The organism is Winogradskya humida (assembly GCF_016862215.1).
Taxonomy (GTDB): domain Bacteria; phylum Actinomycetota; class Actinomycetes; order Mycobacteriales; family Micromonosporaceae; genus Actinoplanes; species Actinoplanes humidus.
This window is the reverse complement of sequence record NZ_BOMN01000122.1, coordinates 92027-104920: the sequence shown is the minus strand read 5'-3', so window position 1 is coordinate 104920 and position 12894 is coordinate 92027. Positions and strand designations below refer to the sequence as shown.

General features: G+C 70.5%; 9 protein-coding genes and 2 riboswitches. Of the genes, 3 read left to right on the top strand and 6 right to left on the bottom strand.

All coding sequences use genetic code 11. From position 1 onward, the window contains the following. Window positions 1-104: 104 nt before the first annotated feature. The 3 genes from Ahu01nite_RS42630 to nicT form a co-directional block, all read right to left on the bottom strand. Entirely contained in the window at window positions 105-680 is a 576-nt protein-coding gene (locus tag Ahu01nite_RS42630; RefSeq protein WP_203842465.1) for a hypothetical protein, read from the bottom strand. Between the two features lie 98 nt (window positions 681-778). Next, the gene (locus Ahu01nite_RS42625; protein ID WP_203842486.1) at window positions 779-2227 is read right to left on the bottom strand and encodes a PepSY-associated TM helix domain-containing protein; all 1449 of its coding nucleotides are present in this window, start codon (window positions 2225-2227) and stop codon (window positions 779-781) included. 72 nt (window positions 2228-2299) lie between these two features. Then, a complete protein-coding gene (gene nicT / locus Ahu01nite_RS42620) occupies window positions 2300-3475 on the bottom strand; it encodes a Nickel transporter NicT (RefSeq protein WP_203842464.1) in 1176 nt (391 codons plus the stop codon). Window positions 3476-3806: 331 nt separating this feature from the next. On the opposite strand from nicT, the gene Ahu01nite_RS42615 reads away from it, so the two are divergent. Genes Ahu01nite_RS42615 through meaB form a run of 3 tightly spaced genes read left to right on the top strand, consistent with a single transcriptional unit; the run spans window position 3807 to window position 8871 of the window. Beyond that, a complete protein-coding gene (locus Ahu01nite_RS42615) occupies window positions 3807-5624 on the top strand; it encodes a methylmalonyl-CoA mutase subunit beta (RefSeq protein WP_203842463.1) in 1818 nt (605 codons plus the stop codon). Next, window positions 5621-7828, top strand: coding sequence for a methylmalonyl-CoA mutase (scpA, locus tag Ahu01nite_RS42610; RefSeq protein WP_203842462.1), 2208 nt, complete (start codon window positions 5621-5623; stop codon window positions 7826-7828). Before Ahu01nite_RS42615 ends, scpA begins: the two co-directional genes overlap by 4 nt. Next, entirely contained in the window at window positions 7828-8871 is a 1044-nt protein-coding gene (meaB, locus tag Ahu01nite_RS42605; protein ID WP_203842461.1) for a methylmalonyl Co-A mutase-associated GTPase MeaB, read from the top strand. Before scpA ends, meaB begins: the two co-directional genes overlap by 1 nt. A gap of 115 nt (window positions 8872-8986) precedes the next feature. Here meaB and Ahu01nite_RS42600 read toward each other — a convergent pair whose 3' ends face one another. From Ahu01nite_RS42600 to Ahu01nite_RS42590, 3 genes are all read right to left on the bottom strand, one after another. Beyond that, window positions 8987-9406 (bottom strand): hypothetical protein, encoded by a 420-nt coding sequence (locus Ahu01nite_RS42600; protein ID WP_203842460.1) that lies wholly within the window; start codon window positions 9404-9406, stop codon window positions 8987-8989. Between the two features lie 163 nt (window positions 9407-9569). Continuing rightward, a complete protein-coding gene (gene metE, locus Ahu01nite_RS42595) occupies window positions 9570-11822 on the bottom strand; it encodes a 5-methyltetrahydropteroyltriglutamate--homocysteine S-methyltransferase (protein ID WP_203842459.1) in 2253 nt (750 codons plus the stop codon). Between the two features lie 118 nt (window positions 11823-11940). Continuing rightward, a riboswitch (cobalamin riboswitch) is annotated at window positions 11941-12147 on the bottom strand. Window positions 12148-12194: 47 nt separating this feature from the next. Continuing rightward, window positions 12195-12401, bottom strand: coding sequence for a helix-turn-helix transcriptional regulator (locus Ahu01nite_RS42590; RefSeq protein WP_239159589.1), 207 nt, complete (start codon window positions 12399-12401; stop codon window positions 12195-12197). A gap of 171 nt (window positions 12402-12572) precedes the next feature. Continuing rightward, a riboswitch (cobalamin riboswitch) is annotated at window positions 12573-12782 on the top strand. Window positions 12783-12894 lie beyond the last annotated feature (112 nt).

Below are 12894 nucleotides of genomic sequence, written 5' to 3'. Positions count from 1 at the left end.
TGCTGCCGCGAGTGCGGCTGCTGCGGCTGCTGCCGCGGCGAACGTGGCCGCGGCGGTCACCCCGCGGAGGCGGCCGTGAGTGCGGCGGCGGGTTGGCCGGAGGATCAGCCCGGCGGCATTCGCGTGGTGAACGTGAGTGGCAGGCCCGTCCGAGGGACGACCGCGACGGTGATGCCGATGTGCCGGCCGGTCGGCAGGGGAGCGGCGGCGAGGGCTGTGCTTCCCGCGACCGGCTGGACGGCGACGGGCCGGCCGTCGATGCTCAGGGCCCACGTGCGTACCGGCCCGATCGCCGGATCGGCGCACAGGTGCAGGAGGGCGATGCCGCCGTGCGCGGGCTCGGCGCGTACCAGCAGCTCACGCCCGCCCGCGTAGGCAGCCGCCGACGTCCGCGCCGGGCACGGCCCCTTCTCCGCGGCGGCGCCCACCCAGGGACCAGTCACCAGGAGGGTGACGCTGACGGTGAGTGCGGCCAGAGCCGCGGCAAAAGCCAGCGGCCCGCGCCACGACCTGGGCGCGGGCGGCGGCACCGCGGCGGTGCGTTCCCGGTTCAGCACCAGCCCGTCAGCGCTGTGCCGGACGGTCAGGACGGCGCGGGGAACGGCCCGGCGGGAGCGTCGGCCCCGGCAGTAGCGGGTGCCGGTCGTCGGTGACGGGGGGTCGTACCCCTCGGATCTCATGGTGGGGTAGTCGCTGGTGGGCCGCCCGCGGTTCCCCGCTCCCCGGGTTCCGCGGGCGGCCTGACGTTCCGCGGGCGGCCTCACCAGGACCGGGGCGGTCAGCTTCCCGCAGGTGCGGGCGAGACCGGGGCGGGTGGGCGTGGACTGCCTGTCCGGTTGCGGAGCGCGCCGATGATGACGTCGGCCACCAGGAACGCGGCCAGCGGGATGCCGAACAGCGGCAGCGCCCAGCCCAGGGCGAACACCACGGGGACGCCGGCGATGATGCCCCACGTGGGCAGTTGCTGCCAGGCGCCCCGGGCGGGCGGGGCGCCTGCCAGGGCCCGGCGGTCGGTGCGGGTGGGGCGGCGTTGCCACCACATGCGGTAGCCCCAGACGATGACGCAGATCAGGCCGATGGCGAGGGCGGCGAGCAGAAGCTGGTTGACGACGCCGAACAGGGTTCCCATGTGGGCGTTGATGCCCCAGCGGGTGAGCTTGGACAGGACGGGCCAGTCGGCGAAGTTGACGCGATCGGTGACCTTGGCCGTGGCGGGGTCGACGGCGACGCTGTCCCGGCCGACCGGCCACAGGTTGCGGGTCTGGGTGACCGTCCAGGCGGTGGTGGTGTCGGCGGGGACGGCGAGTTCGACCGGGCCGTCGATGCCGTTGTCGCGGGCGGCTTTCAGGACGGCGTCGGCGGCTGCCGGGTCGGCGGTGCCCGCTGCCGGGGCCGGGGCCGCACCGCCGTGGTGGCTGGGGGCGGGTGCCGCTGCGGCTCCGGCGGTCAGCTCGGTGGCCACCGACGGGGTGCCCGACTTCAGGGAGTCGAGGGCCGCGGAGAAGTTACCGCCGGCGTAGCGGGACCAGGTCAGGCCGGTGGCGGAGAGCAGGAGCAGGCCGACGGTGAGCCAGACGCCGGTGGCGGCGTGCCAGCTGCGCGTACGGCGTACCCCCTTCTTGGCGGTGAGGTCGGGGGTGAGCAGTTTGCGGCCGCGCTGGCGGCGCCACCAGAGGGCGAGGCCGCCGAGGGCGATGACGCTGAGCCAGCTGGCCGCGAACTCGGAGTAGTAGCGGCCCGTGTCGCCGAGGTGCAGGTTGCGGTGCAGGTCGTCGAGCCAGGTCTTGAACGGGGTGGTGGCGAACCAGGTGGTCAGCTGCCCGGTCACCGCTGCGGTGTACGGGTTCACGTACACCGTGTGGGAGTGTTCCTCGTCGAGCTCCGGGGACGTGAAGTCGACCTGGGTGGTCGTGTCGCCGTCGCCCGGGCGTACCAGAATCGGGTCGCCCTGGGGGTGGGTGGCGCGGGCCGCCGCGATCTGCTCGGCCAGCGGCCTGGTCGCGGTGCCCGGGTCCGAGACGGTGAGCTCGTCGGCGTAGACCGCGCGTTCCATCTGCGGTGCGAATGCGTATGCGAGCCCGGTCAGCGCCGCGACCAGCAGGAACGGCGCGACGACGATCCCTGCGTAGAAGTGCAGGCGCAACAGCAGCGGGCCGAAGCTTCGCGTGGGCGTGGGGCGCTGGCGCGGTAAGGGTGGGGCTTCGGTCTGTGTTGCGGTCGTGGACATCGGCACCTCGGGGATGATGGGTCGGCTGTGACTCGCATCATTGGTCGCCCGGGGCCGCCGAATGGTTCCCGGCTACTCGCTGCTCACCGGGGCCAGGTCGCCGTCGGCTGGGGTCACGCCGCTGTTGGCTGGGGTCAGGCCGCTGCTCGCTGGGGTCAGATTTGCGGACCAGCGCTGTTCGATGTGCCCGAACCGCCAGATCGCGATGGCGGCGATCCAGGCGAGCACGAAGAGTCCGACGATGGCGTACCCGGCGTAGTCGAGCGGGATGTCACCGATCGCCGCGAGCGGGCCGGTGGTGATGTGGGCCTGGTCGTCGAGGACGCCGATCAGCTCGATCGTGCCGATGACCAGGGCCACCGCCACGGAGATGGACGTGATGGTGATGTTGTAGAAGACCTTGCGGACCGGTTTCGCGAACGCCCAGCCGTACGCGGCGTTCATGAACACGCCGTCGACGGTGTCCATCAGGCACATGCCGGCGGCGAACAGGATCGGCAGCACGAGGATCGAGTAGAACGGCAGGGCGAAGGCGGCGGCACCCCCGGCGAGCACGAGCAGGCCGACCTCGGTGGCGGTGTCGAAACCGAGGCCGAAGAGTACGCCGATGGGGTAGATGTGCCACGGTTTGCGTACCGACCGGGTGAGGCCGCCGAGGATGCGGTTCATGAAGCCGCGCTTGTTGAGCTGGTCCTCGAGCTCCTGCTCGTCGAAGCGGCCGCTGCGCATCCGGCGGAAGACGCGGATGATGCCGAGCAGCACGACGAGGTTCAGGATGCCGAGGACCCAGAGGAACACGCCGGAGACCGACGCGCCGATGACGCCGGTCACCGAGTGCAGGCCCGACTCGCCGTCCGACACCTGACCGGCGAGCGCCTTCACGCCGGCCGACAGCAGGAACGACAGCGTGAACACGATCGTCGAGTGGCCGAGGGAGAACCAGAAACCGACCGACAGCGGCTTGCGTACGTTCTCCTGCATCAGTTTGCGGGTGGTGTTGTCCACCGCCGCGATGTGATCGGCGTCGAACGCGTGCCGCAGCCCGAACGTGTAGGCGAGCACCCCGACGCCGACCGTGAAGACGGGATGGTCGCCGCCGAGGTGAAAGTGCCTGGGCACGACCAGCCCGAACAGGATCGCGAACCCGGCCACGTGCAGCAGCACGATGAACCCCGCCATACCGGCCAGCGAGCGCCGGTCCTCGCGGGTCAGGCTCTGCCGGAAGCGGGACAAGCGGGTGCCGGCCATGCGCCTTCTTCCCAGGGAGTAGCTGTACCAAGCAGGAACCTACTCTATTGCAACTCCTTGGCGACAGCGTGACCTGGGCAACTGAAGTGATCTTGGCAACTGCCCGGCCACGCCCGCCGGCCTCGTGCAACTGCTGAGCCCGCTCGACGCCTGGGAGCGGTCGACGCCGGACGAGAACTGGGCCGATCGGGTAGGGGTGTGCGACCGCTCAAAGGTAGGGGTTGTCCGGTACGTACCGTGGACAGGAGGATGCTGTCCGGGAGCGACGTTGCTGGACCGTGATGCTGGTGGAGCACGAGAGGGCGGGCTTGTTGATGGGGGAGGGCAGTCCATGACCGCACCGGGTGATGAACTCACGCTGGGGGCGGACTTTCCCCCTGCCACCGTCGAACAGTGGCGGAAGCTGGCGCTCGCCGCGCTGCGCAAGTCCGGGGCGGCGACCGAGGACACGGCTCTGGAGCAGGTGGACGAGCTGCTCGCCACCACCACGTACGACGGCCCGTCGATCGCGGCCCTGCACACGCCGGACAGCGCGCCGGCGGGGCCGACCGGTTTGCCCGGGCAGCGGCCGTTCGTGCGGGGGGCTCGCGCGTCGGGCGGGCTCGACGGCGGCTGGGACGTGCGGCAACGGCACACCGGCGAGGACCCGAAAGAGACCCGCGAGGCCATCCTCGGCGACCTCGAGAACGGCGCGACCTCGATCTGGCTGTCCGTGGGCGACGACGCGCTGCCGTTCGACGCGCTGCCGGAAGCGCTCGACGGGGTCTACCTCGACCTGGCCGCGGTGGTGCTCGACCCCGGAAAGGACTTCGCCGCCGCGGGTGACGCCTGGTTCGACCTGCTGGCCGCCCGTGGTGTCGATCCCCGGCAGGTCCGTGGTGGACTCGGCGCGGATCCCCTGGGCCGGCTGGCCCGCACCGGCTCGTTGGCCGGAACTGGCCTGGGTTCGGCCGCGGCGCTGGCGGGACGGTGTGTTGCTGAGGCGCCGGGGATCCGGGCTGTCACCATCGACGCGACCGTCTATCACGACGCCGGCGGGTCGGATGCCGAGGAGCTGGGGTGTGCCGCCGCGGCGGGGGTCGCCTATCTTCGTGCGCTCACCGACGCTGGTCTGCCGGTCGAGGCCGCGTTGAGCCAGCTCGAGTTCCGGTACGCCGCGACGGCCGACCAGTTCGCGACGATCGCCAAGCTGCGGGCCGCGCGCCGGATCTGGGCCAGGATCGCGGAGCTGTCCGGGGCGCCCGACGCCGGTGGGCAGCGTCAGCACGCGGTGACGTCGGCGGCGATGATGACCGCCCGGGATCCCTGGGTGAACCTGCTGCGCACCACGATCGCCGCGTTCGCCGCGGGGGTGGGCGGGGCGGACGCCGTGACCGTGCTGCCGTTCGACCACGGGCTCGGGCGTCCCGACGGGTTCTCGCGGCGCCTCGCCCGCAACACGCAGACCCTGCTCGTCGAGGAAGCCCACGTGGCGAGGGTGATCGACCCGGCCGGTGGGTCCTGGTACGTCGAGAACTGCACCGACGAGCTGGCGCGGGCCGCATGGGAGTGGTTCACCGGCATCGAGCAGGCCGGGGGCATCGCCGCCGCGCTCGGCAGCGGCCTCGTCGCCGACCGGCTCGCCGCGACCTGGCAGCGGCGGGAGAGCAACCTCGCGCACCGCCGTGACCCGATCACCGGCGTGAGCGAGTTCCCGAATCTGGCCGAACGGGTCCCCGAACGCCGCCCCGCCGCCGCTCCCGTGGGTGGTGGACTGCCCCGCCACCGGTACGCGGAGGCGTTCGAGCGACTCCGCGACCGCAGCGACGCCTATCTGGCCGAGACCGGCAGCCGTCCCACGGTTTCGCTGGTCACGCTCGGTTCACCCGCGGCGTCCGGGCCGCGTGTCACCTTCGCGACGAACCTGTTCGCCGCCGGGGGGATCGCGGTGACGTCGTCCCCGGGCCCGGTGGTGTGCTTGTGCGGGCCCGACAAGGCGTACGCGGAGCAGGCTGTTGATCTGACCACTGAGCTGCGTGCGGCCGGGACGCAGCGCGTGATCCTGGCCGGCCGCGGTGATTTTTCCGGCATCGACAGGTACGTCTACACCGGATGTGACGCCGTCGCCGCGCTGACCGCGACGCTCGCCGACCTGGGGGTTCCCGAGTGATTCCCGACTTTTCCACAGCGGAGCTGACGGCGCCCGAGGCGTCGCCGTCCTTCGACTCCTGGCGTGATGCCGTGCGGGCCGAGACCGGGCGGGACGCCGGGGAGCTTCTCTGGCACACGCCCGAGGGGATCGCGGTGCCGCCGCTGTTCACCGGCGCTGACCTGGAAGGCCTCGACTTTCTGGGTACGTTTCCCGGCGTCGCGCCGTACGTGCGTGGCCCGTACCCGACGATGTACGTCAACCAGCCGTGGACGATCCGCCAGTACGCGGGGTTTTCCACAGCTGAGGAGTCGAACGCGTTCTACCGCCGAAACCTGGCCGGCGGGCAGAAGGGGTTGTCGGTCGCGTTCGACCTGCCCACGCACCGTGGTTATGACTCCGATCATCCGCGGGTCACCGGTGACGTCGGCATGGCCGGGGTGGCGATCGACTCCATTTACGACATGCGGCAGCTGTTCGAGGGGATTCCGCTCGATCGGATGAGTGTGTCGATGACGATGAACGGTGCGGTGCTGCCGATTCTCGCGCTCTACATTGTCGCCGGTGAGGAGCAGGGCGTCCCGCCGGAGAAACTGTCGGGCACGATTCAGAACGACATTCTCAAAGAATTCATGGTTCGGAACACGTACATTTATCCACCGGCGCCGTCGATGCGGATCATCTCCGACATCTTCGCGTACACGTCGCAGCGGATGCCGCGGTTCAACTCGATCTCGATCTCCGGGTACCACATCCAGGAGGCGGGGGCGACTGCTGACCTCGAGCTCGCGTACACCCTGGCTGATGGGGTGGAGTATCTGCGTGCCGGGCGGGCGGCGGGGCTCGACATCGATGCGTTCGCGCCCCGGTTGTCGTTCTTCTGGGCGATCGGGATGAACTTTTTCATGGAGGTCGCCAAGCTGCGCGCGGGGCGGTTGCTGTGGGCGAAACTTGTGCGCGAGTTCGGGCCGAAGGACCCGCGGTCGTTGAGTTTGCGTGCGCATTCGCAGACATCCGGTTGGTCGTTGACCGCGCAGGATGTCTATAACAACGTGATGCGTACGTGTGTCGAGGCGATGGCGGCGACGCAGGGGCACACGCAGTCGTTGCACACCAATGCCCTCGATGAGGCGCTGGCGTTGCCGACGGATTTCTCGGCGCGGATCGCCCGGAATACGCAGCTGTTCTTGCAGCAGGAGTCGGGGACCACTCGTGCGGTCGACCCGTGGGGTGGCAGCGCATACGTGGAACGGCTCACGCATGACCTCGCCGCGCGGGCCTGGGAGCACATCGCCGAGGTCGAGGCCGCCGGTGGCATGGCGCGGGCGATCGAGGAGGGCATCCCGAAGATGCGCATCGAGGAGGCCGCCGCCCGTACGCAGGCCCGCATCGACTCCGGCCGGCAGACGGTCATCGGCGTGAACAAATACCGGCCGGACGCCGACGAACCCATCGACGTGCTCAAGGTCGACAACGTCGCGGTGCGCGCAGGCCAGGTCGAGAAGCTGCGCCGCCTGCGCGCCGAACGTGACGAGGCGGCGTGCCGTTCCGCGCTCGACGCCCTCACCCGGGCGGCCGGCACCGTTCTTCCCGGGGCCTCGGCCGGTGACGGCAACCTGCTCGCGCTGGCCGTCGACGCTGCCCGGGCCAAGGCGACCGTGGGGGAGATCTCCGACGCGCTGGAGAAGGTCTACGGGCGGCACACCGCTCGGATCCGTACCATTTCCGGGGTGTACCGCAAGGAGGCCGGCCAGGTGGCCAACATCGACCGGGCGCGTGCCGCCGCCGCCGCGTTCGCCGAGGCCGAGGGCCGCCAGCCGCGGATCCTGGTCGCCAAGATGGGCCAGGACGGCCACGACCGCGGCCAGAAGGTCGTCGCCACCGCCTTCGCCGACCTCGGCTTCGACGTCGACGTCGGCCCCCTGTTCGCCACCCCCGCCGAGGTCGCCCGCCAGGCCATCGAAGCCGACGCCCACATCGTCGGCGTCAACTCTCTCGCCGCCGGCCACCTCACCCTCGTCCCCGCCCTCCGCGACGAACTAGCCGCCCAGGGCCGCCCCGACATCATGATCATCGCCGGCGGCGTCATCCCACCCCAGGACTACGAAGCCCTCCAAGCCGCCGGCGCCGCGGCCATCTTCGCCCCCGGCACCGTCCTCGCCGACGCCGCCCTCAACCTGCTCACCGACCTCTCCACCCGCCTCGGCCACCCCACCCCCGCCTGATGCCCCCACCCCCCATCGACGTCGAGGCAATGGCCGCTGGGGTCCGCGCACGCGTTCCGGCGTGGATCGCGCGCGCCATCACCCTGGTCGAATCCACCCGCACCGACCACCAAGCCCTCGCCCAACGCCTGCTGACCCTGCTGACCCCGTCCGACCCAGCCGAGTGGCTGCCTGCGGCGGGCTCCTCGGCGGGCAGGTCGCACCGTATCGGCATCAGTGGTGTGCCCGGCGTGGGGAAGTCGACGTTCATCGACGCGTTCGGGAGTGACCTGACCGCGGCCGGTCATCGCGTTGCGGTTCTGGCCGTGGACCCGTCGTCGACGCGCACGCGGGGCAGCATTCTCGGCGACAAGACCCGGATGGCCCGCCTGGCCGCCGACCCGAACGCCTACGTCCGGCCCTCGCCCACCGCGGGCACGCTCGGCGGCGTTGCGAAAGCCACTCGCGAGGCCATCGTCATCGTCGAAGCCGCCGGCTACGACGTCGTTCTCGTGGAGACGGTCGGCGTGGGTCAGTCCGAGACAGCCGTCGCCGACATGGTCGACTCGTTCCTGCTGCTGGCCCTGGCCCGCACCGGCGACCAGCTGCAGGGCATCAAAAAAGGCATCCTCGAACTCGCCGACGTCATCGCCGTCAACAAAGCCGACGGCCCCCACGCCGCCGAAGCTCAGCGCGCCGCCCGCGAACTCGCCGGCGCCCTCCGGCTGGTCAGCGGCAGCGCCGACGATGACGTGCAGACCTGGTCAACTCCGGTGCTCACCTGCAGTGGCCTGGACGGCACCGGCGTACCCGAGATCTGGGCGCAGCTGACCGCGCACCGCAACCACCGCGAGAAGAACGGCGACTTCCAGGAACGCCGCCGCCGGCAACAGATCGGCTGGATGCGAGCGATGGCGGACGACGCCGTCCTGACCCGCTTCCACGCCGACCCGGCGGTCCGCGCCGCCACCACCGAGGCGGAGAAGCGCATCCTGGACGGCACCCTCACCCCGGCCCAGGCCGTGCAACACCTGCTCGCGGCCTACGACACCTTCAAAGGCTGACGGTCCGGCCCAGAACCCTGCTGAACTGCGTCAACCAGTACCGGACTTCACCTTCGACGTCTTGTTCAAGGTCGACGCGGTCCAGGTACAGGGCATCCTGACGGTCGCGTTCGGTTTACGCCACATCTGGGCCGTGCCTCGGGCGCGGGGTGCCGACGGTCCGTACGCCCTGCGACCTGGTCAGCGTCCGGATCGTATCGGCCAGCTGCCGGTCGTCGACATCGGTCGCGATGACCAGCGCCTGTGCCAGCCGGCCAGGCCAGTCACCCGCCGTGAGCCGTGCGACGACGTTTCCGTGCCGGATTTCGGCGGATGACATCATTACCAGGGCGAGCTCACGACGGCTTCGGGCGAACGACAGCACGTCACGGCCCAGCGACTGCAGGGCAGCTGCGTGGTCGACCACGACTCGGTATTCGAGATCATCCGCGACCCAGGTCACCCAGCCTCGGCCCAGCGACCGTGCCTCGCCCGGGAACAGGTTGTCGCGCAGGGCCGCGGTGACGAATCCACCCGGCGTCATCGCACGCGCCAATTTCTCTCCCGAGTCCGCTTGCCCGGGCGGTAGCCAACGCTGTGGGCCGGCTGAGCACGCCGGCTCAGAACACCGATCTTAAGGCGTTTCACGTGGATGGCCCGAATGGGGCCGGGCGGGCCCGAACTGAGGAAGAGGAGGCCCGCCCGGTGGGGGAGCAAGGTCAGTGGTTGCGGATCTCGGTGGCGGCTGCGGTGAGGTGTTGGAGGGTGGATTTGACTTCGGGGTAGGTGCGGGTTTTGAGGCCGCAGTCCGGGTTGACCCAGAGGCGCTGGGCCGGGACTGCGGTTACCGCGTGGCGCAGGGCGGTGGCGAGTTCGGTTTGCGTGGGGATGCGGGGGGAGTGGATGTCCCAGATGCCGGGGCCGACGCCTCGGGCGTATCCGATGGATTGGAGGTCCTGGAGGATTTCCATTTTGGAGCGGGAGGCTTCGATGCTGGTGACGTCGGCGTCGAGGGCGTCGATGGCGGTGATGACCTCGCCGAATTCGGAGTAGCACAGGTGGGTGTGGATCTGGGTGCTGTCGGCGATGCCGCTGGTGGCCAGGCGGAAGGCTCCGATTGCCCAGTCGAGGTAGGCCTTCTGGTCCGCCTTGCGCAGGGGGAGGGTTTCGCGCAGGGCCGGTTCGTCGACCTGGATCACGCGGATGCCGGCTGTTTCGAGGTCGCGGCACTCGTCGCGCAGGGCGAGGGCGACCTGGTCGGCGGTGTCGGCGAGTGGCTGGTCGGTGCGGACGAACGACCAGGCCAGGATGGTGACCGGGCCGGTGAGCATGCCCTTGACCGGTTTCGGGGTGAGGGACTGGGCGTAGGTGGACCACGCGACGGTCATCGGGGCCTTGCGGGCGACGTCGCCGTGGATGATCGGTGGGCGTACGCACCGGGAGCCGTAACTCTGCACCCAGCCGCGGTCGGTGGCGGCGAAGCCGTCGAGTTGTTCGCCGAAGTACTGGACCATGTCGTTGCGTTCGGGTTCGCCGTGCACCAGGACGTCCAGGCCGAGTTCCTCCTGGAGCCGGATCACGCGTGAGATCTCGTCGCGGATCACCTGCTCGTAACCGGGCTCGTCGAGGGTGCCGGCGCGTAGCGAGGCGCGGGCCCGGCGCAGCTCATCGGTCTGCGGGAACGAGCCGATCGTGGTCGTGGGCAGCGCCGGCAGCCGGAGGTGTTCCTGTTGTGCGGCGGCCCTCAGCGGATAGCCGGAGCGTCGGCGGTCGGCGTGGGACAATGCGGCGAGCCGGGCCCGGACCTCGGTGTTGTGCCAGCTCGCCGGTGGTGCGGGCAGTGGCCGGGGCAGGTGGGCGGTGCCGTCGCGCAGGGCCCTGCTCAGCAGGACGACCTCGTCGACCTTCTGCCGGGCGAACGCGAGGCGTTCCCGCAGCGCCGGGTCGAGACGGGTCTCGACGGACAGATCCACCGGCACGTGCAGCAGGGAACAGGACGTGGAGACGGCGAGGTGGTCGGCCAGGCCGTAGGCCACGGCTCCGGCGGTGACGGCGGCGGCCAGATCGGTACGCCAGACGTTGTGCCCGTCGACGAGCCCCGCCACGATCGTCCTGCCTCGCAGCGGACCGGAACCGGCGAGGCGCCGCAGGTTGCCGGGGCCCGCCACCAGGTCCAGGCCGAGCGCTTCGACCGGCGTGTCCAACAGGGCGGGCAGGGCGTCACCCAGCTCACCGAAGTACGTGGCGACGAAGATCTGCGGGCGCCGGTCAAGGGCACCCAGCCGGGCGTACGCCTCCCGCAGCGCGTCGATCTCCGCGGGGATCCGGTCGGCGACGTAGGCGGGCTCATCGAGCTGCACCCAGTCCACTCCCGCGTCGGCGAGCGCGCCGAGCAGCTCGGCGTAGGCCGTGACGAGGTCGTCGAGACGGTCGAACGGGTCGTAGCCGGGGATGCTGGGCTTGGCGAGCAGCAGGAACGTGGCCGGTCCGACCAGAACCGGGCGGGTACGCAGATCCAGGGCGCGCGCTTCGGCGTACTCCTGGAGGGCTTTGGCGGGGTCCGCGGTGAAGACCGTTTCCGGCCCGATCTCCGGCACGAGATAGTGGTAGTTGGTGTCGAACCACTTGGTCAGCTCGAGGGCCGGCTCGGCGTCCACCCCGCGCGCCATGGCGAAGTAGGTGTCCAACTCGGACAGTCCGAGCCGGCGGAACCGTTCGGGGACCGCGCCGACGGCGACGGCGGTGTCGAGAACGTGGTCGTAGTACGAGAACGTGTTGGACGGGATGGCGTCCAGATCGGCGTTGCGCAGGGTCAGCCAGACCTCGCTGCGCAGCCGGGCCGCGGTCCGCTCCAGCTCGGCGGCGTCGATCCGCCCGGCCCAGTACGCCTCGACGGCCTTCTTGAGCTCGCGGTTGCCGCCGATGCGCGGATAGCCGAGCACGGTGCTCTGGCCGAAGGTGGTGGTGGTCATGGTGTCCTTCCCTCGAGGTCCCCGACGGGTCACACGAGGGCACGGGAAGGCCGCAGCCGGCAAACGCGCGCCGCGGTCTCGCCCGGGCCCTCCCGAGAGGCCGTCGGCGGCGCGCACGGATGTGCACGCGGTGCGGGCAGGTCTTCGGACTCGTGGGCGCGTGATTCCTGCCTACCGGCCGTCGCTTCCCAGGCCGTTGCGGCCCAGTGCTCATTGACGGCTTTCGTTCCCACTCACCGCTGCGGGGCAGTCCCGGTATTTCACCGGGTTCCCTCTTACGACACTCCACCGTGAAGCGGAGTGAACCAGCACTGCCGCTCACTGTACGGGTACGCCCGGCCCGTTACAGGGCCGGGCGCCGTGCGAAATCGGTCACCCGTCCTTGTCGGCGGCGTCCTCGGGGCGATACGTCTCGATCCACGTCTCGATGTCGGTGGCGCGCCAGATCTTGCCCTGGGCCAGATCCGCCACCGCGGCGGGGAAGTCACTGCGCTGCGTCAACTGATACATCCGCTGCCGGCTCACGGCACCGAGCCGCACCCGGATCTCGTGGGATCCGAGAAACTCCAATTCATCCACCCGTTCATACTAGTCATGACGCAACTAGTCTCTACACCACCCCCAGGGTGGATCGGGGCGGGCCGGGGCGTTACTTGCGGCGAGCTTCGGGTGACGGTGCGCCGCGACACGCCGTACACAGCATCTGGTGTTGTGGATTCGGAGCCGTACCCATATATGGTGTTGATCGCAGCTGGTTCGGCCGTCCCTGGTCTTGTTGATCTTTCCTGGGCGGTCGAGGCAACAGGGAACCCGGTGCGAAACCGGGACTGCCCCGCAGCGGTGAGTGGGAACGAAAGCCGTCATCAAGCACTGGACCGGTCATGGTCCGGGAAGCGACGGCCGGTAGGCAGGATGGACGCGCCCACGAGTCCGAAGACCTGCCAGCGCGCCGTGCACCGACCGGTGTGCGGCGGTCGAAGGCCGCGTGGGACGGCCGACGCCATCAGCCGGTGTGCCGTCCTTGCGAGAACGGCGGCCGGCGGCGTCCTCCTGCGCGTCCGACGATCAACGG